Here is a 25,909-nt window from a genome sequence, read left to right on the forward strand (position 1 = left end):
AGTTTAGTGTTTTCTTAAACATAATGGTTAATGGAGTGATTGATGGCTTGTGATATAATGGGAATTGTAACAATTAAGGGAGTGGAAGGAAGAGTAATTTGAATCGTAGCTTCCAAGAACATAAGCGTATTTGGAAAGGTGCATGGCTGCTAACAGTTACAGCATTATTTATTAAAATATTAAGTGCTGTGTACCGAATTCCATATCAAAATATCGCTGGAGATATTGGCTTTTATATATATCAGCAAGTATATCCCATTTATAGTGCGGCATTTATACTTTCTACATATGGTTTTCCAGTTGTACTTTCTCAAATGTTAACAGGGGAAAGAAATAGAAGTAAGCGTCAGAGTACATTATTGATTTCATTAAGTGCTCTTACTTTAGTGGCAACTGGCTTATTTATAGTTACTTATTTTGGAGCTAGTACCATTGCAAAGGTTATGGGTGATGAAGCATTAGTATTGCCATTGAAAGCATCTTCTTTTTCTTTTTTAGTTGTACCTTTTTTGTCTACATTAAGAGGTTATTTTCAAGCTGATCAATGGATGACTCCAACTGCAATATCTCAAATAGTGGAGCAGTTAGTAAGGGTTTTCGGAATATTAGGGTTTGCTATTTTTCTTTTAGCACATGGATATAATGTGTATGAGACGGGAGCTGCCGCAGCTTTAAGCTCTGTATTGGGGGCCTTGACTGCTGTAATAGTCCTGTTGTTTTTTTTACATGGAAAGTTCGATTCTATAAAGCTAGATAGCAAGTATGTGAGAAGGCTTATCAAACCTGTAGTTTATAGATTATTCAAACATGGTCTTCTCATTTGTATAAGTAGTTTATTTATTGTTTCGCTACAGTTTATTGATGCTATGACGGTTCTAAATAGCTTAATGAGTAAGGGTTTTGAACTTGAAGCTGCCCAAGTTTTAAAAGGAGTTTACGATCGAAGTCATCCATTTGTTCAATTGGGGGCAACATTGGCTGTTTCACTTTCGTTAACATCTGTCCCGCTAATTACGCAAACAGTAAAAAAAAGGAAGTATAATGAGACCAAAAAATATATTACTTTAGCGTATCGTGTATGTGTAGCAATTGGAAGTGCAGCAAGTATTGGTCTCGCTCTAGTTATTGTACCTGCTAACCAAATGCTTTATGAAACATCAGATGGTTCATTTACTCTTGCAATTGCAGGATCATCTATCTTTTTCTATTCAATTGTATTAACGAGTGTAGCTGTGTTACAAGGTTACGGTGACTATTGGACACCTGCTCGCAGCATTGCAATTGGATGTGCTATAAAAGTAGTATTAAATCCACTCTTCGTTCATTTGTTTGCGATTAATGGTGCTGCAATCGTAACAGTTTTATCAACTATGGTTACTTGTGCCTTATTGGTGCGTCAAGTCGAGACAAGAAGTGGGGTACACTTGCGTGAAATATTTATTTCGCAATCATTAGTTGTTTCTTTATTTTATATGATTTTCATAATTTTAGTGTATCAATTTATCATAGATCAAATGTTTGGAGTAATGAATGGCTCCCGCTTGTTTGCAGGGATAGAAACAATAACTACTGTGATGATTGGAGTTATCGTATTTGGGAGAACTCTAGTAAAGAGAGGTTATTTCTCGATTGATGAATTATTGAATCTTCCGTTTGGAGAAAAATTCATATTATTTCTTGGGAAAAGAAAATAACTCTATTGAAAATATTGCATGTTTAATTGAATGTAACTAGGAGAATAAATGGAAGTAATATAGTTATAAAAAATTATTTAAAAGTTTCAAACTTTATAGGTTATTAATTAAGTAAGTACTAGTTAATGAAGGACGGGAACGGCATGAAGAATAATATTGTGGTTATAGGACTTGGGTTTGGCGAATTAGAGAATATGTCAATTGGTATTTATCGGTGTTTGAAACAAGCATCTCATCTTTTTGTAAGGACAATAGACCATCCTGCGGTACAAGAAATTGAGGCTGAAGGTGTAAAACTAACTTCATTTGATCATATATATGAAAAATATGACCAGTTTGAAGATGTTTATGCTGAGATTATACAGGTGCTTATAAGCGAATCAAAACATAAAGAGATTGTATATGCAGTGCCTGGTCACCCACTTACGGCAGAAAAGACGGTACAACTTTTATTAGAAAGAGAACAAGCTGGGGAGATAATGATACGAATTGTAGGAGGGCAAAGCTTCTTAGATGCGATGTTTACATCATTAAGAATTGATCCAATTGAAGGTTTTCAAATGGTAGATGCAACAGATCTTTCATCGAATCAATTGCAATTGAAACAGCATCTTATTATTTGCCAAGTGTATGATGCATTAACAGCTTCAAATGTGAAATTGACACTTATGGAGAAATTACCTGATGATTATGAAGTTATAATAGCGACTGCGGCCGGTACCGAGAATGAAATAATAAAAAAAGTCCCGTTGTTTGAATTAGACAGGGAAACAACGATAAACAACTTAACGAGTGTTTATGTACCACCTGTTACAGATGAGACGTTACTTTATCATGAATTCTCTACGTTGAAAGAAGTTATCTCAATATTACGTGGCCCAGATGGATGTCCATGGGACAGAAAGCAAACGCACGAATCATTAAAGAAATATCTTGTTGAAGAAACTTATGAAGTGCTAGATGCGATTGATGAGAAGGATGATGACTCTTTAGCTGAAGAGTTGGGAGATGTATTACTTCAGGTAATGCTACATGCGCAAATAGGAGAAGATGAAGGATACTTCTCGATTCATGATGTTATTTATCATTTAACAGATAAGATGATTCGACGTCATCCACATGTGTTCGGTGACATGAGTGTAGCAGATGCTGATGAGGTTGTGAGTAACTGGGAACAAATTAAAAAGAGTGAGCATGCTAAGAATGAGCAACAATCACTGTTAAGCGGCATTCCTTCACACCTTCCGAGTTTATACAGGGCATATGAACTTCAAAAAAAAGCAGCAAAAGTAGGTTTTGATTGGAAGGAAGTTACACCTATATGGGAGAAAGTTGAGGAAGAGCTTTCAGAATTTAAAGAAGCTGTACATACAGGTAATGCAGGCGAGGTTGAGGGAGAGTTTGGTGATATTATTTTTGCCCTTGTTAACATTGCCCGTTTTTATAAGATTGATCCTGAAGAGGCGTTGCGTGCAACTAACCGAAAGTTCCAACAGAGATTCGAATATATAGAGCGAGTGGTTAATGAACGCGAGTTAACATGGGCGCAATTAAGTCTTGAAGAGATGGATGAGATTTGGGAAGAGGCAAAAAAGTTCTTTTTAAATAAAGAACAGTAATGAGCGACTTAAAAGGAGAGTGAGAGAGATGCGTTTAGATAAATTTTTAAAGGTATCACGTTTAATTAAGAGGCGTACATTAGCAAAAGAAGTAGCGGATCAAGGAAGAATTACAATTAATGGTGTTGAAGCGAAGGCGAGTGTGAAAGTTAAGGTTGGAGATGAACTGAAAATTCGTTTCGGACAAAAAGTTGTTACAGTTAAAGTAGAAGAGTTGAAAGAATCAACGAAGAAAGAGGATGCAGCATCGATGTATTCTATTGTTAAGGAAGAACGTTTAACAGAATCACACTAAACTAGTTATAACTTTTAAGGTTAGGCTTGTTCTATTTTTCTCTTATCAACATATACATTGAGGTATAAACGATTGTAGATACCTTTGTGTATGCATATGAGGAGGGACAAGATGGAACGATATTATGATCCTTCGCAACAAACTCAAACAGCTGCCCAACATGATATTGTTATGAAAGGTAGACGCACACTTGAGATTACAGGTGTTAAAGTTGTTGAGAGTTTTGATGATGAAGAGTTTCTAATCGAAACAGTGATGGGTTTCCTTTCGATAAGAGGAGAAAATCTACAGATGAAGAATCTTGATTCAGAAAAGGGAATTGTTTCGATTAAGGGTCGTGTCTTTGAAATGAATTATTTAAATGACCAACAATCGGAGAAAGCTAAAGGTTTCTTTAGCAAGTTATTTCGATGAGTTTATCAGTTCAGTTTCAAACGATGCTTCTTATGATAGCGGCGGGTATTTGGCTAGGTTTAATCCTTGATACATACCGCCGTTTTTTTAATCGAGACAAGCGAGAAGCTTGGCTTGTTTTTCTGTTTGATATTCTTTTTTGGGTTGTACAGGCCTTAATCATTTTTTACATGCTCTTACATGTGAACCACGGTCAATTGAGGTTTTATATTTTTATAGCAATCCTTTGTGGATTTTCTAGCTATCAAGCATTGTTTCAGCGTATTTATAGGGCATTACTTGAGAGGCTTATTATTATATGTAAGGCATTGTTTCACTTTTTAAAAAGGGTCATACAAATATTGCTTATTAAGCCGATTATAATAATATGGGGTTTAATGATTACTATAGTGTTCTTTATGATCCGTTTCGTTTGGAAAATAATATTAATTGTGTTGTCTGTTATTTTCTTCCCATTTCGACTCATTGGCAAAATTATCTGGCGTATTTTACCGATAAAAGTCAAAAAGTTTATCAGAGCTGGAGCAGGGAATGTAGTAAGATTGAAGAATAAGTTACATAAATGGATCGCAAGGATACGTCCTTAGGAGGGAAGTACCAGTGCAGACAGGACCGAAGCGCAATATTACGAAGATACGTTCATCGTATACTGTACAACATGACCGCAAACAAGAAGTAAAACGTATTCGAACAAAGATGCTTAAGCGCCGGCTTATTATGTTTGCTGCTTTTGTTTTAGTTGTTACGGTGATGATGACTGTAACATTTATGACACAATCGAAAGCAATTGGGAAAAAGGAATTGGAAAAAGAGAATTTAGAAAAGAAGCTTGCGTTGTTACAGAAGGAAGAAGTGAGTTTAAAAGAAGAAATTACAAAACTCAATGATGTAGACTATATAAAGAAACTAGCGAGAAGAGATTATTTTTTTTCCGAAGAAGGAGAAGTTATCTTCCAATTTTCTGATGACTCCCCGTCTTATTGACACTTTAAATTTGAGTTAGGTATAATAAAGTTAAATTCATTTTTCTAATTAATCAAGGAGGAGCATTTCTTTTATGTCAATTGAAGTAGGCAGCAAGTTACAGGGTAAGGTCACTGGAATCACTAAATTCGGAGCGTTTGTCGAGTTGCCGGGAGGCTCAACAGGACTTGTGCACATTAGTGAAGTAGATGATAACTATGTTAAAGATATTAACGAATTCCTTAATGTAGGCGATGAAGTTCTAGTAAAAGTTATCAATGTTGAAAAAGATGGTAAAATAGGGTTGTCAATCAAGAAGGCAAAGGATCGCCCAGAGCGTCCAGAGCGTTCAGAACGACCAGCTCGTCCAGTTAGACCGTCTAAACCAAGTGGACGTCCAGCCCGCCCACGTGGTGGTAAAGGTGCACCGCCTCGTAAGGATGATTTTGAGTCAAAAATGTCGCGATTCTTAAAGGACAGCGAGGACCGTCTATCTTCACTAAAACGTAATACCGAGTCAAAACGCGGTGGACGAGGTGCAAAAAGAGGATAAAAAGCTTGCTGCTTATTTTTAAAACCTAATCGGAAAATGCTGTTTATTTTCCTTTACTGGTATAAGAGTAGACATGACTTTGAGCTAGTTTGCGATAAGCATATGTTATAGAGCAGGTTCGAAATAGGAGAGAAGCACCTTCAATAGAAGGTGCTTTTATTTTTTTATATTAGTAGTACTCTTGACAATATATCGATAGTTGATTATTATACTCTTTGTGCCAATCATTTAATGATTGATTTTAATACTTATGGCGGTGTAGCTCAGCTGGCTAGAGCGTACGGTTCATACCCGTGAGGTCGGGGGTTCGATCCCCTCTGCCGCTACCAAAAAGAATATAGGCCCGTTGGTCAAGCGGTTAAGACACCGCCCTTTCACGGCGGTAACACGGGTTCGAATCCCGTACGGGTCATTGAAAAAGCGATTGTACATTGTACATTCGCTTTTTTTGTTTCGTAAAAATACAAAGAATAACATGTAAACATTCCTAGTGTTGACTAGAGAGTGATTAGAATAGTGACAATCATGAAATATACGTTAGTTTGATAATAATTTAATGCCTTAGTAGATATGAATAATTTCGACTAACTTAGAGGTTGTATTTACTTATGAAAAAGAAATAAAACCAAGTTTCAACAAATCTTCTATCAGAATGCGGAATATTCTAATAATTCAAAGCTGATATCGAGGAGTTTGCTTTCAGAATGAATTATTTTTGGCAGGTTAGTTAGAAAGGAGTCGAACGATTTATAAAATAGCACCTGTTATTTTGACAAAATCTTAAGAAATTGTGTGATTAAATGGGGATAATAAAAAATTACAGGTGGTGTACCGGTGATGCAAAAAATTGATAAAGGTTTGGAAGTTCTTCCTAATGTACAAGTTTCTAAGTTCGAATGGTCGGGGAAAATAAGGTCGAATGTGGAGAAGTATTTGTTCAGTTCCGATTTCCTTCTTCTATGTGTTGGTTTTTTACTAGGACGAGCTATCATTTTAAATCAACTATCACCATTTGCTCTTCCTTTTTTCGCCGCCGTATTAATGATGAAGCGTGAAAAATCAGGTTGGGCAGCATTGGCTGTAATTATCGGCTCGTTATCACAAACATGGATGCATTCAGTGTATATAACAGCATCTTTCCTTATGTTTTTCATCTTTCACGCAATTATTACGCGATTTAGTTATGACGTTTTGAAATCAGTTCCAATTACAGTTCTTCTCGCATCTATTTCTGCTAGGTTAGGTTATACATATGCAGTGGCTGGTGCAATTACGAACTATGATTACATGATGGCCGCCGTTGAAGCTGGATTAGGACTTATCCTTACAATGATTTTTATTCAGGGAGTTCCACTTTTATCACCACAAAAAAGAAATAAAGCACTGAAACATGAAGAAATGGTATGTCTTATGATTTTGTGTGCTTCAGTGCTGACAGGCACAATCGGTTGGTCGATTTATGATCTATCGATTGAACATATCTTTTCAAGGTACTTAGTGGTGGTTTTTGCATTTGCAGGTGGAGCGGCGATTGGTTCGACAGTTGGAGTTGTTATCGGTCTTATTTTAAGCCTTGCAGATGTATCAAGCTTGTATCAAATGAGTTTGCTTGCTTTTTCAGGTTTACTTGGTGGCTTATTAAAAGATGGCGGTAAACTGGGAGTAAGCTCAGGTCTTCTCGTTGGGACATTGCTCATCGGTCTTTATGGAGAGAATTTTTATGCATTTATGCCAACAATATTAGAGACAATGGTTTCATTCACCCTCTTCTTATTTACACCACATTATTTATTCACTCAAGTAGAACGTTACATCCCAGGAACTGAAGAATATCGGAAAGAGCAACAACAGTATTTAAGGAAAATTCGTGATTCAACTGCAAATAGAGTGGAACAATTTTCTACGCTTTTCCACACTCTTTCGAATAGTTTCCAACAACAAGGGTTAATACAAGAAGAAAAGGACGAAATGAAGGAGATTGACTATTTTTTAAGTGACGTAACCGAAAAGACGTGTCAAAGTTGTTTTCGAAAAAGCTCATGCTGGAATGATAATTTCGAAAAAACATATGATTATATGTTGCAGATTATGCAAGAAACTGAATCGAATGGAGGTAGGATTAGTAATAACTTAGAGTATAGCTGGGAGAAGCATTGCAAAAATTCAAAGAAGGTTGTAGATACCATTTATCAGCAGTTGTCCTATTATCAAGCAAATAAAAAATTAAAACAACAAGTAAAAGAAAGTCGACGTCTTGTGGCAGAGCAATTATTAGGCGTTTCACAGGTAATGGGAGACTTTGCAAAAGAAATTCAAAAGGAGCGTGCTAACCTTCAAGTACAAGAGGAAGAGATTTTAAGTTCTTTAGAAAAGATGGGGATCGAAATTGGACACGTTGAGATATTTGGTTTGAACAAAGGAAATATTGATATTGAAATGAGTATCCCTTACTGCAATGGAAGTGGAGAGTGTGAGAAAGTGATTGCGCCGATGCTCTCAGATATTATGGATGAGACGATTGTTGTGAAGAAGGAGGAATGTGCATCTTATCCAAATGGTTACTGTCATGTTTCATTTACGTCTGCTAAGGCTTTTGTCGTAGATACAGGTGTAGCCACAGCTGCGAAAGGAGGAGCGTTTGTATCAGGTGATAGCTACTCTGTAGTTGAGATTGGAAGTGGCAAGTACGCTTTGGCGATTAGTGATGGAATGGGTAATGGGGAACGTGCTCATATAGAGAGTAATGAAACGTTGAAGCTCTTACAGAAGATCTTACAATCTGGTATAGATGAGCATGTAGCCATTAAATCCATTAATTCAGTTCTTTCACTTCGAACAACAGATGAAATTTTTTCAACTTTGGATTTAGCGATGATTGATTTACAAGATGCACAAGCGAAGTTTCTTAAAATTGGTTCTTCACCAAGTTTTATTAAGAGAGGAGGCAAAGTGAAAAAAGTAGAAGCTGGTAACTTACCAATTGGAATTATTGAAGATGTGGAGGTGGATGTAGTTAACGAACAGCTTAAGGCTGGTGATTTATTAATTATGATGAGTGATGGTATTTTTGAAGGGCCACGTGATGTGGAGAACTATGATGTTTGGATGAAACGAAAGATTCGTGAGATTGAGACAAAGAACCCGCAAGAGGTTGCAGATTTAATATTGGAGGAGGTTGTTCGTACGAGTGGACAAATAATAGATGACATGACGGTTGTTGTAGCGAGGATTGAGCACAATACTCCAAAATGGGCTCCTATACCAACTTATTATGGTAAGGCCTTGTAAAAAGAACAATTTAGTGATGGTAGTTGTCTTTTACCCTTTTTCTTGAAAGGAAAATGTTCAGCGATTTCTAGCTGCAAGCTCATTGACTTGAGGTCATAAGTTAAGTAAAGGGGATATTATCTCTCATTTGGCTAATGTTTGCCACTGGTGGGTGGACACTTTGTGCTTTTTTAAAGGAATGTATATTTCCAAATACTTCTGACGATGATGGTACTACCTAGACGATGTTATTTTACAGAATGAAAAAAGTCTTCATTTATATTCGTTCAGAAGGAGGGAATACGATGAAAAAGGGTACGTTAAAACAAGTGCTACTTATAACAGATGGCTGTTCAAATCAGGGAGAAGATCCAGTAGCGATGGCAGCGTTAGCGAAGGAACAAGGTATTACCATTAATGTAATTGGTGTTATTCAAAATGATGATGTAAGTGAACAAGGAAAGCGAGAGATTGAAAATATTGCGTTAAGTGGAGGTGGTATTAGTCAAATTGTTTACGCGCAAATGCTTTCTCAAACTGTTCAAATGGTAACGAGAAAAGCGATGACTCAAACGTTACATGGAATAGTTAATAATGAATTGAAACAAATTTTAGGCAAACAAACATCAATGGAGGAACTCTCACCAGAAAAACGTGGTGAAGTGATGGAAGTTGTCGATGAATTAGGGGAAACGATGAGTCTAGAAGTTCTTATTCTCGTAGATACGAGTGCGAGTATGCGTGATAAACTTCCGACTGTAAAGGAAGCACTATTGGATCTATCAATTAGTCTTAATGCTCGTATCGGTGATAATCAATTTTCGGTGTTTGCATTTCCTGGGAAGAAGCAAGAGGTAGATAAAATTCTAGATTGGACGCCTCAAATGGAATCTATCTCATCCATCTTTCCAAAGCTTGCTACAGGCGGAATTACACCAACTGGACCAGCTATACAAGCTGCAATGGGCCATTTTAAGAGAAAACGTTCATTGAGGAGTTTGATTTCACGTGATGATGCATACTTCGAAGAGTCAGGACATTAATATACAACCAGGAACAGTTATACAAGGAAAGTGGCATCATAATTGTTATCAAATAATAAGACAGCTCGGTAAGGGAGCGACAGGGGTTGTCTATTTAGCGCAGTCAGATCGACAGTTAGTTGCAGTTAAAATAAGTGAGGATAGTATGGCAATTACTTCTGAAGTGAATGTGCTCAAATCTCTTTCTAAGGTCCAGGGTCCCGCTCTTGGACCTTCTTTGCTTGATGTAGATGATTGGGTTAGAGATAATAAACAATCGATATCATTCTATGCAATGGAGTATTTGAAAGGAGAAAGGACAGTAAATTTTGTGCAAAAAAAAGGTGAGAGCTGGATTTTCGTGTTCCTTTCTCAGTTACTTACCGATTTGAGTGAATTACATAAAGCAGGCTGGGTATTTGGTGATTTGAAGCCTGATAATTTACTCATAACAGGTCCTCCACCTAAAATACGTTGGTTAGATGTCGGGGGTACGACGATATTAGGAAGGGCAATTAAGGAGTATACAGAATTCTATGATAGGGGGTATTGGGGTTTAGGTACGAGAAAGGCAGAACCTTCTTATGACTTATTTGCAGTAGCTATTATTTGTATTGAACTAGCCAAAGGGAGGCAGTTTAAGAAGGATGGAAGAGGAATTAAGCAGTTAGACGAATATATAAATAGTCACAGAGTGTTAGCTAAAATTCGCCCTGTTTTATTGCGTGCATTACAAGGAAAATATAAGCATGCGCATGAGATGAAGGAAGATTTAATGCAAACATTTTATAAGCAGTCACAGGAACAATGTGAAAATAGTGGAGAAGAACAGCATAAACAGATTCTTAATAAACCTCAATCTAGAGTTGTAAAGAGAAAATTCAAGGGGCTGTTAGAGACTGCTATTGTTACAGTGTTATTATTTACTGTTTATTTTTTGTATGTCTATTTTAAAATGATCTAGCTGAAACTATAAATGAATGGTTGGCCCGTAACTTAGGGTATAAGGAAGTTGTAACAAAATGTTCAAGATGTTTTGTATTTTCAAAGGTATTCTTTTTGCATAAGGAGAAACAGAAGTGGTAGGATGAATAATACAAAGGTTAGATTTCAAAATGCATGGGTAATACATTCTTAGCATAAATAAATGTATAAGAATTTGTTATGCAAATTTAAAGGATTGAAATATGGTGGAGCAAAATGTTGAGTCATTTATTTCTAAGCATCAATTAATTGATGATGGAGATAAAATTGTTGTTGGTTTATCTGGTGGACCTGATTCATTAGCGTTGTTGCATATTTTATGGAAAATGAGTAAGAAGAGGGATCTCACAATTATTGCTGCACATTTGAATCATAATTTTCGTGGTGTCGAAGCAGAAGAAGATTGTTCATTTGTGAAACATTTTTGTAAGTCAATCGGTATACATATTATTGCTGAGAGTATTGATGTGCCAGCTTATCAAAAAAAACATCAATTAAACCCTCAACAGGCTGCTCGTGATTGTAGATATGCATTTTATAAAAGCGTGATGGAGAGTGTAAGTGCTAATAAGCTAGCGTTAGGTCATCATGGTGATGATCAGATTGAAACAATGCTAATGCGAACAGTTAGAGGAAACCTCGATGCAATGAGTGGGATTCCGGTGAAACGTCCGTTTTCATTAGGAGTAATTATTCGCCCTTTATTAAACCTATCGAAGCAGCAGATAGAAGCTTATTGTGAACGAGAAAACCTCTATCCACGTAGAGATTCAAGCAATGAGAAGGAAGGGTATACGCGTAATCGTTATAGAAAACACATATTACCATTCCTTAAGAAAGAGAACCCCAGAGTGCATGAACATATGCAATATATGAGTGAGGTAATACGCGAAGAATCACAGTTATTAAATACTTTGGCCTGGGAAAAAGTATTAAGTGCATTAATTGAACAAACACAAGAGAGTTGTACATTGGATATTAAGCTATTTAAGATGGTTCCCGTTCCTTTACAAAGGAGGGGTATTCATCTAATATTAAAATATCTTTACAACAATAAGGTTGAGCGTTATTCATCCATACATATTGAAGAAATTTTACGCTTAATTAAAAGTGACCGTCCATCTGGGTACATAACTTTACCAAATCAGTTGCGAATCGTCCGAAAATATGATAGATGTATGATGACATTCAATATTGAATCGTCAGCTCCATTCAATTACGAACTTTATGCACCAGGGAAAATTGAAAGTGATCAATTTGTATTGGAAGCAATTATAAGTTTTGATAATACGTTAGATAATAATTATGATGATTATTTTAAAATATCTTATGATTTCACCAATACTCCTCTTATTGTTCGTACATATCAACCGGGAGACAGGATGGTAGTATTCCCAAATGGACAAACAAAGAAGGTCAGTCGGATCTTTATTGATGAAAAGGTCCCGAAATTAAGCCGAAAGAACATACCTATTGTCACTGACCAAACAGGTCATATTCTTTGGATTCCAACAGTAAAGAAGACGTATCAAAGCAATGCTTCAAAGTCAGAAGATGAAATTGTGTTAACGTTCCGTTCATTAACAGCGGGATTTCATAAAACACCATGATAAACTTAATTAAATTAGGTCAAGGAATAGATTTAGGAGGAAAAGGCAAAATGCATGATGAAATTCAAAAGGTACTCATCTCAGAAGAAGAAATTCAAAAGCAAGTAAAAGAAACAGCAAAGATTTTATCTGAGGATTATAAAGAGCGTTTTCCGTTGGCAATTGGCGTACTAAAGGGTGCTATGCCTTTTATGGGTGATTTGTTAAAACGTATGGACATTCATCTAGAAATGGACTTTATGGATGTTTCAAGTTACGGAAACTCGACTGTTTCTTCAGGTGAAGTTAAAATTTTGAAAGATTTGGATACATCTGTAGAAGGAAGAGACATATTAATAATTGAGGATATCATCGACAGTGGTTTAACGTTAAGCTACTTAGTTGAGCTTTTCCGTTACCGTAAAGCAAATTCAATTAAGATTGTTACATTACTTGATAAACCATCAGGTCGAAAAGTAGATATTAAAGCTGATTATGTATGTTTTGAAGTACCTGATGAATTTGTTGTAGGTTATGGGTTAGACTATGCGGAACGTTATCGTAATCTTCCGTATGTAGGTGTTTTGAAGCCAGAGATTTATGAATAGTAAATTGTTGTGTGAAATTATGTAATTATGGTACTATTTAAAATAGTTTGTTCGCTCTTGGGAGGAGGCAAGAAATGAATCGTATCTTCCGAAATACAATATTTTATTTGTTGATTTTTCTAGTTGTGGTCGGTGTAGTAAGCCTCTTTAATGGAGGAAACCAACAGACCGAAACATTAACATACGATGAGTTCCAAGCAGCTTTGGAACAAAATAATGTTGAGGAGATCGTTGTTAAACCAGAAAGAAATGTTTATGAAGTTCGAGGTAAATTAGCTTCATCTGAAGAAGGTCAAAGTTTTATAACTTATTTGCCAATTACGGATGAAATTAATGAATTACTGAGAGCAGCAGGATCTAATACTCTCATGCAGCCTGCTGATGAGACAAGTGGATGGGTTACGTTCTTCACGTCCATTATTCCATTCATCATTATCTTTATCCTGTTCTTCTTCTTACTCAATCAAGCTCAAGGCGGTGGAAGCCGTGTAATGAACTTCGGTAAGAGTAAGGCAAAATTATACAATGATGAGAAGAAAAAGGTACGCTTTAAAGATGTTGCAGGGGCTGATGAGGAGAAGCAAGAACTTGTTGAGGTTGTGGACTTCTTAAAAGACCCTCGTAAATTCTCAGCTGTCGGTGCACGTATCCCTAAAGGTGTTCTATTAGTAGGACCTCCAGGAACAGGTAAGACATTACTTGCACGTGCAGTAGCAGGTGAAGCGGGTGTTCCATTCTTTACAATTAGTGGTTCAGATTTTGTTGAAATGTTTGTAGGGGTCGGTGCATCTCGTGTACGTGACCTATTTGAAAATGCCAAGAAAAATGCACCTTGTATTATTTTCATTGATGAAATTGATGCAGTAGGGCGTCAGCGTGGTGCTGGTTTAGGTGGCGGTCATGATGAGCGCGAACAAACATTAAATCAGTTACTCGTTGAAATGGATGGATTTGGTGCCAATGAAGGGATTATTATTATCGCGGCTACTAACCGACCAGATATTCTAGACCCTGCCTTATTACGTCCAGGTCGTTTTGACCGTCAAATCACGGTGAATCGTCCTGATGTACATGGACGTGAAGAGGTATTGAAAGTTCATGCACGAAACAAACCTCTTGGTGAAGACGTAGATTTGAAGACAATTGCGATGCGAACTCCTGGATTCTCTGGTGCAGACTTGGAGAACTTGTTGAATGAAGCAGCACTTGTGGCAGCTCGTGCCGACAGAAAGCAAGTAGTGATGGAGGACATTGATGAAGCAATTGATCGTGTAATTGCCGGACCTGCTAAGAAGAGCCGAGTGGTTTCAAAGAAGGAACGTAATATTGTTGCTTACCATGAAGCGGGTCATACAGTAATCGGAATGGTACTAGATGAAGCTGATATGGTTCATAAGGTAACGATCGTTCCTCGTGGCCAAGCTGGTGGGTACGCGGTGATGCTTCCTAAAGAAGATCGATATTTCCAAACAAAACCAGAGTTGCTAGATAAAATTACAGGACTACTTGGAGGTCGTGTTGCAGAGGAGCTTGTACTTGGTGAAGTGAGTACAGGTGCACATAACGATTTCCAACGAGCGACTGGAATAGCAAGACGAATGGTTACTGAATTTGGAATGAGTGATAAACTTGGACCATTGCAATTTGGTAGTACGTCTCAAGGTCAAGTATTCTTAGGACGAGATATCAATAATGAGCAAAACTACAGTGATACAATTGCTTATGAAATAGATACTGAAATTCAACGCATTGTGAAAGATTGTTATCAACGTGCTAAAGATATACTGACTGAACATAAAGAACAACACGAATTAATTGCACAGACGTTATTAGAGGTAGAGACACTGGATGCTGAACAAATTAAAGGTTTGTTTGAAGAAGGTAAACTACCAGAACGTATAGCTACTTCTGATGATTCTTCTGAACAAGATAATGTGAAAGTAAACATTAAGAAGAAAGAAACAGAAGAAGATAAGGAAGAAGACACTAAAGAATAAAAATTTTAAAAAGATGCCTTTAACTAGGGCATCTTTTTTTTGAAACTAATGAATTATTCATTTAGATTTTACAAGGTATATTTATCGAATTATAATGAGTAAACATTTATGAATAAAGCATACAATTCATAAATTAATTAGAATTATGCTATGATGGGGAAGATGTTCAAGAAAAGGAAATTACATGATTTTAAATCTTATAATATGGGTGATGTGAGATGATCTTTGTATTAGATGTGGGGAATACAAATACTGTGTTAGGGGTTTATCATGGTGATGAACTTAAATACCATTGGAGAATGGAGACACGACGAAATAAAACAGAAGATGAATATGCGATGACAGTGAAAGACCTTTTTGCTCATAAAGGTCTTCAATTTTCAGATATAGAGGGAATTATTATCTCATCTGTTGTTCCTCCGATTATGTTTGCGCTTGAACGGATGTGTGAGAAATATTTTGGTATAGATCCAATTGTTGTAGGTCCTGGTGTGAAGACCGGTTTAAACATTAAAGCGGATAATCCTCGTGAAGTCGGTGCAGATAGAATTGTAAATGCAGTTGCAGGAATCCATGAGTACGGTAATCCTCTTGTTATTGTAGACTTCGGAACAGCAACTACATACTGTTACATTGATGAGAGAAATCAGTATATGGGTGGTGTAATTGCACCTGGTATTAATATTTCTACAGAAGCATTGTATGAAAAGGCTTCTAAACTTCCACGAGTTGAAATTGCTCGTCCAGATGGTATTGTCGGAAAGAATACTGTACACGCTATGCAAGCGGGTATATTGTATGGCTATGTAGGACAAGTAGAAGGTATTGTAGCACGTATGAAAGAGCAAGCTGAGAATAAACCAATTGTAATAGCAACTGGTGGACTAGCGACATTAATCGCGCAGGAAACGAGCATTATTGATCATGTAGACCCATTTCTTACATTGAAAGGGCTACAGCTTATATATTCCCGTAATCAGCAGAACAACTAACTAGGAAGGTGAATCATGATGTCAGATTACTTAATTAAAGCACTAGCTTTTAACGGACAAGTGCGCGCTTATGCGGTAGATACAACAGAAACGGTAGGAGAGGCACAGAGACGCCATGGAACATGGCCTACGGCTTCAGCGGCATTAGGTCGTTCTATGACAGCTGGAGTAATGATGGGTGCTATGTTAAAAGGTGAAGATAAGCTTACTGTAAAAGTTGAGGGTGGCGGACCGATTGGAGCCATCGTTGTGGATAGCAACTCTAAAGGTCAGGTACGTGGTTATGTAACGAACCCACAAGTGCACTTTGATTTAAATGATAAAGGAAAATTAGATGTTGCCCGTGCTGTTGGGACAAATGGTTTTCTTTCTATTGTCAAAGACTTAGGTATGCGAGAGCACTTTACCGGCCAAGTACCGATTGTTTCAGGTGAATTAGGGGAGGATTTCACATATTATTTTGCATCCTCTGAACAAGTTCCATCTGCGGTTGGAGTAGGTGTGCTTGTGAATCCTGATAATTCGATACTTGCTTCAGGTGGCTTTATTATTCAACTGTTGCCTGGTACTAGCGAAGAGGTTATTTCATTTATTGAAAAAAGGATCGAAGCTGTTCCACCTATTTCTAAATTAATTGAAAGAGGCCTGTCACCAGAACAAATATTGAACGAGATATTAGGTGAAGCAAATGTTAAGATCATTGATAAACACAGTGTTGAATTTCATTGTCACTGTTCAAGGGAACGAATTGAAAATGCGTTTGTAAGCCTTGGAAGTGAGGAATTAAAAGCTATGATTGATGAAGAAGGTCAGGCAGAAGCATCCTGTCATTTCTGTCGTGAGGAATATTATTTTTCAAAAGAAGATCTTGAAGCAATCGTCAAACGGATAGAAGAGTAATTTTCACACATTGTGTTTGGGATTTTAGGGTAAAAATAGCATTAAAGAGCCAACAGTTGAATAATAATAATTGACAATTTTCTTACTACTTGCTAAATTAAGTACAAAACCAATAAAAATACTTGGTATTAGGAGTGAGACGATGCGTATTGGAAATTCAATTGTTGATCTAATTGGGCAAACACCTATTGTGAAACTTAATCGTTTAACTAGTGAGAATGATGCAGATGTTTATTTGAAACTAGAATTTATGAATCCAGGTAGCAGTGTTAAAGACCGAATTGCGTTTGCTATGATTGAAGATGCAATCGAAAAAGGTAATCTTTCTTCAGGTGATACAATTATCGAACCTACAAGTGGCAATACGGGAATCGGATTGGCGATGGTTGCTGCTGCAAAGGGGTTACGTGCTATTCTTGTAATGCCTGACACGATGAGTCTAGAACGACGCAACTTATTACGTGCTTATGGCGCTGAATTAGTCTTGACTCCTGGTGCCGAAGGAATGAAGGGTGCAATTGCGAAAGCTGAAGAGCTGTCTAAAAAAGAAGGCTACTTTATGCCACAGCAATTTAAAAATGAGGCGAACCCTGAAATTCATCGTAGAACGACTGGTAAGGAAATAGTTTCTCAAATGGGAGAGCAATTAGATGCATTTGTTTCTGGTATAGGTACAGGTGGTACAATTACCGGTGCAGGTGAAGTGTTAAAAGAAAACTATCCAAACATTAAGATCATTGCTGTTGAGCCTACTGATTCCCCTGTTCTCTCAGGTGGTAAACCTGGGCCACATAAGATTCAAGGGATTGGAGCGGGATTTGTACCAGATACGTTGGATACAGATGTGTATGATGAAGTCATTACAATTGAAAATGATGAAGCATTCAATTTTGCACGTCGTGCTGCTCGTGAAGAAGGTATCCTTGGAGGAATATCATCAGGTGCAGCGATTGCGGCTGCATTGAAGGTTGCAAAAAAACTTGGTCAAGGAAAGAAAGTTTTAGCTGTTATACCAAGTAATGGTGAGCGTTATTTAAGTACTCCACTTTACCAGTTTGAAGAAGAATAAAACTATAGGTTTTAAGACAGTTCTTAAAGGAGCTGTCTTTTTTCTTTTCCTTTTTTGATATGAGGTGATTATAGGAAATTGTTTTCCTTAATTGAAGTTAAACCTAATTTAAGTATAAAATAAGGTCAACAGCTTTATGGAGTGTGAATTGGATGCAGCAACAAACAAACGTAAAACGCCGAACATATGCAAAAGTACTTCCATTTACGGAAGAACGTTGGTATAAGCAATACCGTTTTTTATCAAAAGAACAGCCAGAACACGTCTTATTGGAAAGTGGACGAGCAGGCAAATATAGTGTTGTTGGTTTGAACCCAATCGCGGTTTTGGAAGGGAAAAGTAATCATTTATCGATATTAACAAAGGACGAAACGATTACACAACAAGGCAATCCATTACATCTGATGAGAGATTGGATGTCGAAGTATAAAACACCTCACGATCCTAAATTACCTGATTTTCAAGGTGGAGCGATTGGATATATTAGTTATGACTATGTTCGTTATATTGAACAACTCCCAATAAGTGCATCAGATGATTTAGATACACCTGATCTATATTTCCTCATTTTTGAAGATGTAGCCGTTTATGACCATAATACAAATGAATTATGGTTAATCGTTAACAGAGAAGATGAAGAGGTTGCACGTAAACAATTAGCCTTTCTGCTTGAAATGTGGCAAACTAGCTATAATGATGTTGAAGAACAACAAGAATGGAAAGAAAATGATAGTGAACCGATGCGTTCTTTTGGTCAATTAGAGTTTGAAGATGCAGTGCGAAAGGTTCAGCAATATATTTCGGATGGTGACGTTTTTCAAGTGAACTTATCGGTGAGAGAGTCACGTCCGATGCACACATCACCCTTTCATATTTATGAAAAATTACGTGAGTTGAACCCGTCACCTTACATGAGTTATTTGCATTTCAAAGATATGCAGCTTGTATCAGGCTCGCCAGAATTGTTAGTGAAAAAGCAAGGCGATATTGTATCAACTCGCCCAATTGCAGGAACACGTTCTCGAGGAAAAAACGAATTTGAAGATAATGCACTTGCTAATGAGTTATTCAATAATGAAAAAGAGCGTGCTGAGCATGTCATGCTTGTTGACCTTGAACGTAATGACCTTGGGAAAGTTTCTGAATATGGAAGTGTGAAAGTTGATCAATTTATGACGATAGAGCGATACTCACATGTGATGCACCTCGTATCTAATGTGGTTGGTGAGCTTCGTCAAGAATGTGATGCATACGATATTGTTGATGCGGTGTTTCCAGGGGGAACAATTACAGGTGCGCCAAAAGTTCGGACGATGGAAATTATAGAAGAATTTGAAGCGGTTCGTCGTGGAATCTATACAGGTTCGATTGGCTGGTTTGGTTTTGATGGTGAGATGGAATTAAATATCGTAATCCGAACTCTTATTGCAAAAGGTGGACTAGCACATGTTCAAGCAGGAGCCGGAATCGTTATTGATTCAATTCCAGCCGCAGAATATAAAGAATCTCTTAAGAAAGCTAAAGCACTGTGGAAAGCCAAAGAGTTGAGTGAACAAGAAATTTTAACAAAAGTAGAGTAGAGGTGAGTTGAGCATGATTTTAATGATTGATAATTACGATTCATTTACGTATAACCTTGTTCAGTATTTGGGAGAACTTGGTGAAGAGTTAGTCGTGAGAAGAAATGATGAAGTAACGATTGAAGAAATTCGCAAACTTAATCCGAGGTTTCTGATGATTTCTCCAGGTCCATGTTCTCCTAATGAAGCAGGAATTAGTATGGAGGCAATTAAAGAGTTCGCTGGAGAGATTCCGATATTTGGTGTTTGTCTTGGACATCAATCTATCGCACAAGTATTTGGTGGAGATGTTGTTCGTGCAGACCGATTAATGCATGGTAAGACATCTCAAATGAGCCATGATGGGAAAACAGTCTATGCAGGGTTAGAAAACCCATTTACAGCTACTCGGTATCATTCATTAATTGTAAAAAGAGAAACGTTGCCTGATTGTTTTGAGATATCTTCTTGGACTGAAGAAGGAGAGATAATGGGAATTCGTCATAAAACACTACCAATTGAGGGAGTGCAATTTCACCCAGAGTCAATCATGACAGATTTAGGAAAGCAGTTATTGAAGAATTTTATTGATAGCTATGGTGAGAGAGAATGAACATCTATTTGAACGGAGAAATAATACCTCAATCTGAGGCGAAAATTTCTCCGTTTGACCATGGTTATATGTATGGTTTAGGTTTATTTGAGACGTTTCGAGTATATGATGGTCATCCATTTCTATTGGATGACCATCTTAATCGTTTGCGAGCCGGACTTAAAGTCATGAATATACAATGGGATATATCACGTCAAGAGGTTATGCAAATCATTGATGACCTGCTTAGATCAAACCAATTAAAAAATGCTTACGTTCGTATGAATGTATCTGCAGGGACAGGAGCTATAGGGCTACAAACAGATCCCTATACAGAACCAACTGTGATGTTCATGATGAAACAAGTTCCGAATAACGGTTATTTTCCTACTAAGAAAGCTTTGTTTTTAAAAACAATACGTAATACACCCGAATCACCTGAACGATTGAAGTCACACCATTATTTAAATAACATTATAGCTAAGCGTGAGGTAGGGAGTAATCCTAACATAGAAGGTATTTTTCTAACAGATGGCGGTCATATTGCAGAGGGGATTGTTTCAAATATTTTCTGGGTTAAAGGTGATGTGATATATACACCCCATGTTCAGACAGGAATTTTAAATGGTATTACGCGAATGTTGGTTATTAAAATTGCAAATCGTCTAGGATATACAGTGAAAACAGGATTTTATGAGAAGGTTGAATTATTAAATGCGGATGAAGCGTTCATTACGAATTCTATTCAAGAAATTGTTTCATTAGCGAGTGTGGAGGAACATTCTGAGAATCAAAATCATCAAGTCGTTCCTAAGTTAATGAATGAGTATGGACAATATGTGCATTCGCTATGGAGTATAGATGAGTTAACATAAGCAGAGGTGGCTTTTTGACAATGTTAAAAAATAGAATCTTACAATTCGATAAGTTCTCAATGGATTTAATGGAGAGAACTTGGATAATGGGTATCTTAAATGTAACACCGGATTCATTCTCTGATGGTGGACGATTTAATGATTGTGAAAGAGCTGTACAGCAAGCACATCAAATGGTTTTAGATGGAGCAGATATTATAGATATTGGCGGTGAATCAACAAGACCTGGAGCAGGTAAAGTGGATGTAGAAGAGGAATTGAAACGAGTCATTCCTAAGATTGAAGCGATAAGAGCTGAGGTCGATGTCCCAATATCAATTGATACGTATAAGTCTGAAACTGCTGAAAAAGCAATTAAAGCTGGTGCTCATATCATTAATGATGTTTGGGGAGCAAAGGCTGATCCGCGTATGGCTGATGTTGCTGCTCATTATGATGTTCCGATAATTCTTATGCACAATCGGGATAATAAAAAGTATGGCGATATTATAGAAGATATGAAAGAAGATCTTCGAGAAAGTATTGATATTGTAAAAAGAGCGGGAGTTAGAGATGAACGGATTATTCTTGATCCTGGTATTGGTTTTGCTAAGACGTATGAGCATAACCTTGAAGTTATGCGTCGTATGGATGAGCTTCAAATATTAGGTTACCCATTTTTACTAGGTACTTCAAGAAAATCATTTATTGGATTAACGTTAGATTTACCAGTCGAGGAGCGTATGGAAGGGACTGGTGCAACGGTTTGTCTCGGAATTGAACGAGGGTGTCAACTTGTTCGTATACATGATGTTAAAGAGATGAAGAGAATGGCAATGATGATGGACGCGATGCTTGGAAAGTAGGTGTAATAATATGGATAAAATTTATATGAATAAATTAGCGTTTTGGGGTTACCATGGTGTTTTCCAAGAAGAAAATAAATTAGGGCAACGTTTCTTTGTTGATCTTGTGTTAGAGATTGACTTACATGAGGCTGCTGTAACTGATGATCTTGAGAAGACGGTTGATTATGGGAAGGTATATGAAGCGGTTCGGGGTATTGTGGAGGGCGATCCACGTGATTTAGTAGAAACGGTCACTGAAGAGATTTGTTTAGTGATATTAAATAAGTTTGATCGTGTAAATCAAGTAACAGTTAAGGTTGTAAAGCCTGATCCGCCAATTCCTGGCTACTACGACTCTGTTGCTGTTGAAATGACGAGGCAGAGAAAGTGATGCATACGGTTTATCTTGCGTTAGGTTCAAATGTTGGTGAGCGAGACGGGCACATCATAGAAGCGATCCGTGCTTTAAGTAGCGATCCTAACGTTGATGTAATAAAAGTATCTTCTGTTTATGAAACAGACCCTGTAGGTTATACCGATCAACCCCAATTTTTAAATATGGTAATTTGCATTTCAACAACACTAACGCCTAATCAATTATTACAACTAACCCAGAAAGTGGAAAATGAAAATGGGCGCATACGTGATGTGCGTTGGGGACCACGGACGTTAGATCTTGACATTTTATTGTTTGACCGCGAAAATATTGAGACAGAGTATCTAACGATTCCTCATCCACGTATGATGGAGCGTAATTTTGTTATGGTTCCGTTATTAGAGGTCGTAAACGATACTATGAAAATGTACCTTCAGTCTTTTGATATAAATACGAGTGTGGAAGGTATGCGAGTATGGCGAGCGAGCCAACAGCTAACTTTCTAAAATAATCTGTACTGCAAAAGAGGTGACAGTAATGTTAAAAATCGGTGATATAGAAATGAAAAATCAAGTAGTACTTGCGCCTATGGCGGGAGTGTGTAACTCAGCATTTCGTCTAACAGTTAAAGAGTTTGGTGCAGGTCTTGTTTGTGCTGAAATGGTTAGTGATAAAGCAATTCTATATAATAATAAGAAAACAATGGGAATGTTATATATTGATGAGCGTGAAAAACCGTTGAGCTTACAAATTTTTGGTGGTGAAAAGAATACGCTTGTTGAAGCAGCTAAGTTTGTAGAAAAAAATACAACGGCTGATATTATAGATATTAATATGGGCTGTCCAGTTCCCAAAATTACAAAATGTGATGCTGGTGCAAGATGGTTACTACAACCAGAAAAAATCTATGACCTTGTTTCAGCTGTAGTAGATGCTGTTGATAAACCAGTAACGGTAAAGATGCGTATGGGTTGGGATGATAATACAATCTATGCGATCGAGAATGCACAGGCGGTTGAACGTGCTGGTGGTCAAGCTGTTGCATTACATGGTCGTACGCGTGTACAAATGTACGAAGGTCAAGCTAATTGGGATATTATTAAGCAAGTGAAAGAGTCAGTAAAGATACCTGTAATTGGGAACGGAGATGTAACAACTCCAGAAGATGCTAAGCGAATGTTAGACCAAACTGGTTGTGACGGAGTTATGATCGGTCGCGCTGCGCTTGGGAATCCATGGATGATCTATCGAACTGTAAAGTATTTGGAAACAGGTGAGTTAATCGGTGAGCCAGATGCTAGGGAGAAAATAGATGTGTGTAAACTGCATATGGACCGGTTAATTGATTTGAAGACAGAAAAGGTTGCGGTTATGGAAATGCGTAAACATGCTGCTTGGTATCTAAAAGGATTGCGTGGAAATGCAAAAGTGAGAAATGCAATCAATGAATGTAATACACGTGAAGATATAGTGACATTACTTGATGGTTTTGTTGAAGAGATAGAGGCACAACAACGAGTGATGGTGTAAAAGCGGGAACTACCAGTATAATGCTGGTAGTTTTTTGTTCATTAATAGATTGAATGTAATCGTGAATGTTAGGTTGTATCTTATTATCTTGATCCTTTAGGATATATTAGTATCATTTAAATGCGCTAAGTTGTGAATTTTTCTTTATTTTATTTAGTTAGAGTGTATGGAATAGATAGATTTTGTTGAATCTTATAGAATATTTGCGTATTCTTATTATTTGTAGTACTCCTTTTTAAGTCGTATATTAAGATATATTTTATAATAGAAAAAAGTTTGGAGATGATGAAATGAGTCAAGAAGAATTAAACGACCTCATGCGTGTGCGAAGAGATAAAATGCAATCTTTGCGTGAAAGCGGAATTGATCCGTTTGGGAAACGCTTTGAGCGTACTTACAGTTCATCTCAGCTTCGAGTAGAATTTGACCAATATTCTAAAGAAGAGTTAGATGAGAAGGAAATTGAAGTAACAATTGCAGGCCGTATCATGACAAAGCGTGGTAAAGGGAAAGCAGGTTTTGCTCATATACAAGATCTTGAAGGTCAAGTGCAAATTTATGTCCGTCAAGATCGTGTTGGTGAAGAGCAATATAGTATTTTTAATACAGCTGATATCGGTGATATTGTCGGTATTAAAGGTGTTATGTTTAAGACAAAAGTTGGCGAACTATCAGTAAAAGCAAATGAGTTTATTTTGCTTTCAAAATCTCTGCGTCCACTCCCAGAGAAGTTTCATGGTTTAAAAGATGTTGAGCAACGTTACCGTCAGCGTTATTTAGATTTGATTATGAGTCCGGAGAGCCGTGATACATTTGTAATGAGAAGTAAAATTTTACAATCAATGCGTCGTTATCTTGATAATCTCGGTTATTTAGAGGTAGAAACACCGACTATGCACTCTATTCCAGGTGGTGCATCGGCACGTCCATTCATTACACATCATAATGCTCTTGATATGGAGTTATATATGCGTATAGCGATAGAGTTACATTTGAAACGCTTAATTGTAGGTGGATTAGAAAAAGTATATGAAATTGGTCGTGTTTTCAGAAATGAAGGGATTTCAACACGTCATAATCCTGAATTTACAATGATTGAATTGTATGAAGCGTATGCGGATTATAGTGATATTATGCGTTTGACTGAAAATGTTATTGCTCATATTGCAAAAGAAGTACTTGGTACTACGACTGTCCAGTACGGTGATTATGAAGTTAAGCTTGAACCTGAATGGACACGTCTTCATATGGTTGATGCTGTTAAAGAATATACAGGTGTAGATTTCTGGAAAGAGATGACTAATGAAGAAGCACACGCTTTAGCTAAGGAACACAATATTGAAGTGAAACCTACGATGACGTTTGGTCATATTGTGAATGAGTTTTTCGAGCAAAGAGTAGAAGAAAAGCTAATTCAACCTACTTTTATCTATGGGCATCCTGTAGAAATTTCACCTTTAGCTAAAAAGAATGAAGAAGACCCACGTTTTACTGATCGATTTGAATTATTTATTGTTGGGCGCGAACATGCGAATGCATTCACTGAGTTAAATGATCCAATTGATCAACGTGAACGTTTTGAAGCTCAGCTTAAAGAACGTGAAGAAGGTAATGACGAAGCTCATCTCATGGATGATGATTTCATAGAAGCGTTAGAGTATGGTATGCCTCCAACAGGTGGTTTAGGGATTGGAATTGATCGTCTTGTGATGTTATTGACGAATTCTCCTTCAATTCGTGATGTATTACTGTTCCCTCAAATGCGCCATCAGCAATAACGAATAGAAGCTGGCTCTATATATTAATAGAGCTAGCTTTTTTATATTCTATGATACAAGTTTTTCGTCTTGGTGTAGTAGCGCAACGATCTCTTGTTTGGTAAAGCTTCTCTATAAGTAAAACGTTAATTGAATTTGATTGAGGTTATATTAATTCAAGGAAGTTTTATTTTTTTGAAAAAATGTGTTGACTCTACCTTTAATAGTTGGTATATTTATATTCGTTGTCACGAAAGACGACAACTTACTGAAAAAAACTTCTTAAAAAAGTTGTTGACATCAGGAATTAGAAATGATATTATATAAAAGTCGCCGACAAAAAGCGACACCAAATGTTCTTTGAAAACTGAACGAAATGAACACATTGTGCGAGCAAGTTTCAAACAATCTTTTATCGGAGAGTTTG

At 37.0% G+C, this 25,909-nt stretch carries 24 protein-coding genes and 2 tRNA genes; all 26 read left to right on the forward strand.

Annotation, left to right across the window (positions count from 1 at the left end; all coding sequences use genetic code 11):
- Positions 1-98 precede the first annotated feature (98 nt).
- On the forward strand, positions 99-1,694 hold the full coding sequence (locus tag BFG57_RS09900) for a putative polysaccharide biosynthesis protein (RefSeq protein ID WP_069717337.1): 1,596 nt from the start codon (positions 99-101) through the stop codon (positions 1,692-1,694).
- A gap of 143 nt (positions 1,695-1,837) precedes the next feature.
- A complete protein-coding gene (gene yabN, locus BFG57_RS09905) occupies positions 1,838-3,313 on the forward strand; it encodes a bifunctional methyltransferase/pyrophosphohydrolase YabN (protein ID WP_069717338.1) in 1,476 nt (491 codons plus the stop codon).
- 28 nt (positions 3,314-3,341) lie between these two features.
- Positions 3,342-3,608: an RNA-binding S4 domain-containing protein gene (locus tag BFG57_RS09910; protein WP_069717339.1), complete on the forward strand. Its 267-nt coding sequence runs from the start codon at positions 3,342-3,344 to the stop codon at positions 3,606-3,608.
- A gap of 111 nt (positions 3,609-3,719) precedes the next feature.
- Entirely contained in the window at positions 3,720-4,022 is a 303-nt protein-coding gene (gene yabP / locus BFG57_RS09915; protein WP_069717340.1) for a sporulation protein YabP, read from the forward strand.
- Positions 4,019-4,609 (forward strand): spore cortex biosynthesis protein YabQ, encoded by a 591-nt coding sequence (gene yabQ, locus BFG57_RS09920; protein ID WP_069717341.1) that lies wholly within the window; start codon positions 4,019-4,021, stop codon positions 4,607-4,609. Before yabP ends, yabQ begins: the two co-directional genes overlap by 4 nt.
- Before the next feature lie 13 nt (positions 4,610-4,622).
- Positions 4,623-5,006, forward strand: coding sequence for an FtsB family cell division protein (locus tag BFG57_RS09925; RefSeq protein ID WP_069717342.1), 384 nt, complete (start codon positions 4,623-4,625; stop codon positions 5,004-5,006).
- A gap of 73 nt (positions 5,007-5,079) precedes the next feature.
- Positions 5,080-5,538 carry a S1 domain-containing RNA-binding protein gene (locus BFG57_RS09930; RefSeq protein ID WP_069717343.1) on the forward strand — a complete coding sequence of 153 codons (459 nt, stop codon included), beginning with the start codon at positions 5,080-5,082 and terminating at the stop codon, positions 5,536-5,538.
- A gap of 252 nt (positions 5,539-5,790) precedes the next feature.
- A tRNA-Met gene (locus BFG57_RS09935) sits at positions 5,791-5,867 on the forward strand.
- A gap of 11 nt (positions 5,868-5,878) precedes the next feature.
- Positions 5,879-5,950, forward strand: a tRNA-Glu gene (locus BFG57_RS09940).
- A gap of 425 nt (positions 5,951-6,375) precedes the next feature.
- Complete coding sequence (gene spoIIE, locus BFG57_RS09945) at positions 6,376-8,826, forward strand: stage II sporulation protein E (protein ID WP_069717344.1); 2,451 nt, start codon at positions 6,376-6,378, stop codon at positions 8,824-8,826.
- A 284-nt stretch (positions 8,827-9,110) separates the two neighbouring features.
- On the forward strand, positions 9,111-9,848 hold the full coding sequence (locus BFG57_RS09950) for a VWA domain-containing protein (RefSeq protein WP_069717345.1): 738 nt from the start codon (positions 9,111-9,113) through the stop codon (positions 9,846-9,848).
- A complete protein-coding gene (locus BFG57_RS09955) occupies positions 9,820-10,791 on the forward strand; it encodes a protein kinase domain-containing protein (RefSeq protein WP_342670298.1) in 972 nt (323 codons plus the stop codon). The genes BFG57_RS09950 and BFG57_RS09955 overlap by 29 nt, the downstream gene beginning before the upstream one ends.
- Positions 10,792-11,017: 226 nt before the next feature.
- Positions 11,018-12,421: a tRNA lysidine(34) synthetase TilS gene (gene tilS, locus BFG57_RS09960; RefSeq protein WP_069717347.1), complete on the forward strand. Its 1,404-nt coding sequence runs from the start codon at positions 11,018-11,020 to the stop codon at positions 12,419-12,421.
- A gap of 50 nt (positions 12,422-12,471) precedes the next feature.
- Entirely contained in the window at positions 12,472-13,008 is a 537-nt protein-coding gene (hpt, locus tag BFG57_RS09965) for a hypoxanthine phosphoribosyltransferase (RefSeq protein ID WP_069717348.1), read from the forward strand.
- Between the two features lie 74 nt (positions 13,009-13,082).
- Positions 13,083-15,005, forward strand: a complete 1,923-nt coding sequence (gene ftsH, locus BFG57_RS09970) for an ATP-dependent zinc metalloprotease FtsH (protein WP_069717349.1) — start codon at positions 13,083-13,085, stop codon at positions 15,003-15,005.
- A 218-nt stretch (positions 15,006-15,223) separates the two neighbouring features.
- Entirely contained in the window at positions 15,224-15,997 is a 774-nt protein-coding gene (locus BFG57_RS09975; RefSeq protein WP_069717350.1) for a type III pantothenate kinase, read from the forward strand.
- Between the two features lie 18 nt (positions 15,998-16,015).
- Positions 16,016-16,897 (forward strand): Hsp33 family molecular chaperone HslO, encoded by an 882-nt coding sequence (gene hslO / locus BFG57_RS09980; RefSeq protein ID WP_069717360.1) that lies wholly within the window; start codon positions 16,016-16,018, stop codon positions 16,895-16,897.
- Positions 16,898-17,039: 142 nt separating this feature from the next.
- The gene (gene cysK, locus BFG57_RS09985; protein ID WP_069717351.1) at positions 17,040-17,966 is read left to right on the forward strand and encodes a cysteine synthase A; all 927 of its coding nucleotides are present in this window, start codon (positions 17,040-17,042) and stop codon (positions 17,964-17,966) included.
- Positions 17,967-18,118: 152 nt separating this feature from the next.
- On the forward strand, positions 18,119-19,546 hold the full coding sequence (locus BFG57_RS09990) for an anthranilate synthase component I family protein (RefSeq protein ID WP_069717352.1): 1,428 nt from the start codon (positions 18,119-18,121) through the stop codon (positions 19,544-19,546).
- Positions 19,547-19,559: 13 nt separating this feature from the next.
- Entirely contained in the window at positions 19,560-20,138 is a 579-nt protein-coding gene (gene pabA, locus BFG57_RS09995; RefSeq protein ID WP_069717353.1) for an aminodeoxychorismate/anthranilate synthase component II, read from the forward strand.
- Positions 20,135-20,992: an aminodeoxychorismate lyase gene (pabC, locus tag BFG57_RS10000; protein WP_069717354.1), complete on the forward strand. Its 858-nt coding sequence runs from the start codon at positions 20,135-20,137 to the stop codon at positions 20,990-20,992. The genes pabA and pabC overlap by 4 nt, the downstream gene beginning before the upstream one ends.
- Before the next feature lie 20 nt (positions 20,993-21,012).
- Positions 21,013-21,837 (forward strand): dihydropteroate synthase, encoded by an 825-nt coding sequence (gene folP, locus BFG57_RS10005; protein ID WP_069717355.1) that lies wholly within the window; start codon positions 21,013-21,015, stop codon positions 21,835-21,837.
- A gap of 10 nt (positions 21,838-21,847) precedes the next feature.
- Positions 21,848-22,210 (forward strand): dihydroneopterin aldolase, encoded by a 363-nt coding sequence (gene folB, locus BFG57_RS10010; RefSeq protein ID WP_069717356.1) that lies wholly within the window; start codon positions 21,848-21,850, stop codon positions 22,208-22,210.
- On the forward strand, positions 22,210-22,701 hold the full coding sequence (gene folK / locus BFG57_RS10015; protein ID WP_425388498.1) for a 2-amino-4-hydroxy-6-hydroxymethyldihydropteridine diphosphokinase: 492 nt from the start codon (positions 22,210-22,212) through the stop codon (positions 22,699-22,701). The genes folB and folK overlap by 1 nt, the downstream gene beginning before the upstream one ends.
- A gap of 31 nt (positions 22,702-22,732) precedes the next feature.
- On the forward strand, positions 22,733-23,725 hold the full coding sequence (dusB, locus tag BFG57_RS10020) for a tRNA dihydrouridine synthase DusB (protein ID WP_069717358.1): 993 nt from the start codon (positions 22,733-22,735) through the stop codon (positions 23,723-23,725).
- A gap of 290 nt (positions 23,726-24,015) precedes the next feature.
- Positions 24,016-25,503, forward strand: coding sequence for a lysine--tRNA ligase (lysS, locus tag BFG57_RS10025; protein ID WP_069717359.1), 1,488 nt, complete (start codon positions 24,016-24,018; stop codon positions 25,501-25,503).
- Positions 25,504-25,909 lie beyond the last annotated feature (406 nt).

It is taken from the genome of Bacillus solimangrovi (assembly GCF_001742425.1).
In the GTDB taxonomy this organism is placed as follows: domain Bacteria; phylum Bacillota; class Bacilli; order Bacillales; family Bacillaceae_N; genus Bacillus_AV; species Bacillus_AV solimangrovi.

Coding starts and splice junctions, on each gene's coding strand:
- yabN (WP_069717338.1), top strand. CDS start 1,838: ATGAAGAATAATATTGTGGTTATAGGACTTGGGTTTGGCGAATTAGAG.
- BFG57_RS09910 (WP_069717339.1), top strand. CDS start 3,342: ATGCGTTTAGATAAATTTTTAAAGGTATCACGTTTAATTAAGAGGCGT.
- yabP (WP_069717340.1), top strand. CDS start 3,720: ATGGAACGATATTATGATCCTTCGCAACAAACTCAAACAGCTGCCCAA.
- yabQ (WP_069717341.1), top strand. CDS start 4,019: ATGAGTTTATCAGTTCAGTTTCAAACGATGCTTCTTATGATAGCGGCG.
- BFG57_RS09930 (WP_069717343.1), top strand. CDS start 5,080: ATGTCAATTGAAGTAGGCAGCAAGTTACAGGGTAAGGTCACTGGAATC.
- spoIIE (WP_069717344.1), top strand. CDS start 6,376: ATGCAAAAAATTGATAAAGGTTTGGAAGTTCTTCCTAATGTACAAGTT.
- BFG57_RS09950 (WP_069717345.1), top strand. CDS start 9,111: ATGAAAAAGGGTACGTTAAAACAAGTGCTACTTATAACAGATGGCTGT.
- BFG57_RS09955 (WP_342670298.1), top strand. CDS start 9,820: ATGCATACTTCGAAGAGTCAGGACATTAATATACAACCAGGAACAGTT.
- hpt (WP_069717348.1), top strand. CDS start 12,472: ATGCATGATGAAATTCAAAAGGTACTCATCTCAGAAGAAGAAATTCAA.
- ftsH (WP_069717349.1), top strand. CDS start 13,083: ATGAATCGTATCTTCCGAAATACAATATTTTATTTGTTGATTTTTCTA.
- BFG57_RS09975 (WP_069717350.1), top strand. CDS start 15,224: ATGATCTTTGTATTAGATGTGGGGAATACAAATACTGTGTTAGGGGTT.
- hslO (WP_069717360.1), top strand. CDS start 16,016: ATGTCAGATTACTTAATTAAAGCACTAGCTTTTAACGGACAAGTGCGC.
- cysK (WP_069717351.1), top strand. CDS start 17,040: ATGCGTATTGGAAATTCAATTGTTGATCTAATTGGGCAAACACCTATT.
- BFG57_RS09990 (WP_069717352.1), top strand. CDS start 18,119: ATGCAGCAACAAACAAACGTAAAACGCCGAACATATGCAAAAGTACTT.
- pabA (WP_069717353.1), top strand. CDS start 19,560: ATGATTTTAATGATTGATAATTACGATTCATTTACGTATAACCTTGTT.
- pabC (WP_069717354.1), top strand. CDS start 20,135: ATGAACATCTATTTGAACGGAGAAATAATACCTCAATCTGAGGCGAAA.
- folP (WP_069717355.1), top strand. CDS start 21,013: ATGTTAAAAAATAGAATCTTACAATTCGATAAGTTCTCAATGGATTTA.
- folB (WP_069717356.1), top strand. CDS start 21,848: ATGGATAAAATTTATATGAATAAATTAGCGTTTTGGGGTTACCATGGT.
- folK (WP_425388498.1), top strand. CDS start 22,210: ATGCATACGGTTTATCTTGCGTTAGGTTCAAATGTTGGTGAGCGAGAC.
- dusB (WP_069717358.1), top strand. CDS start 22,733: ATGTTAAAAATCGGTGATATAGAAATGAAAAATCAAGTAGTACTTGCG.
- lysS (WP_069717359.1), top strand. CDS start 24,016: ATGAGTCAAGAAGAATTAAACGACCTCATGCGTGTGCGAAGAGATAAA.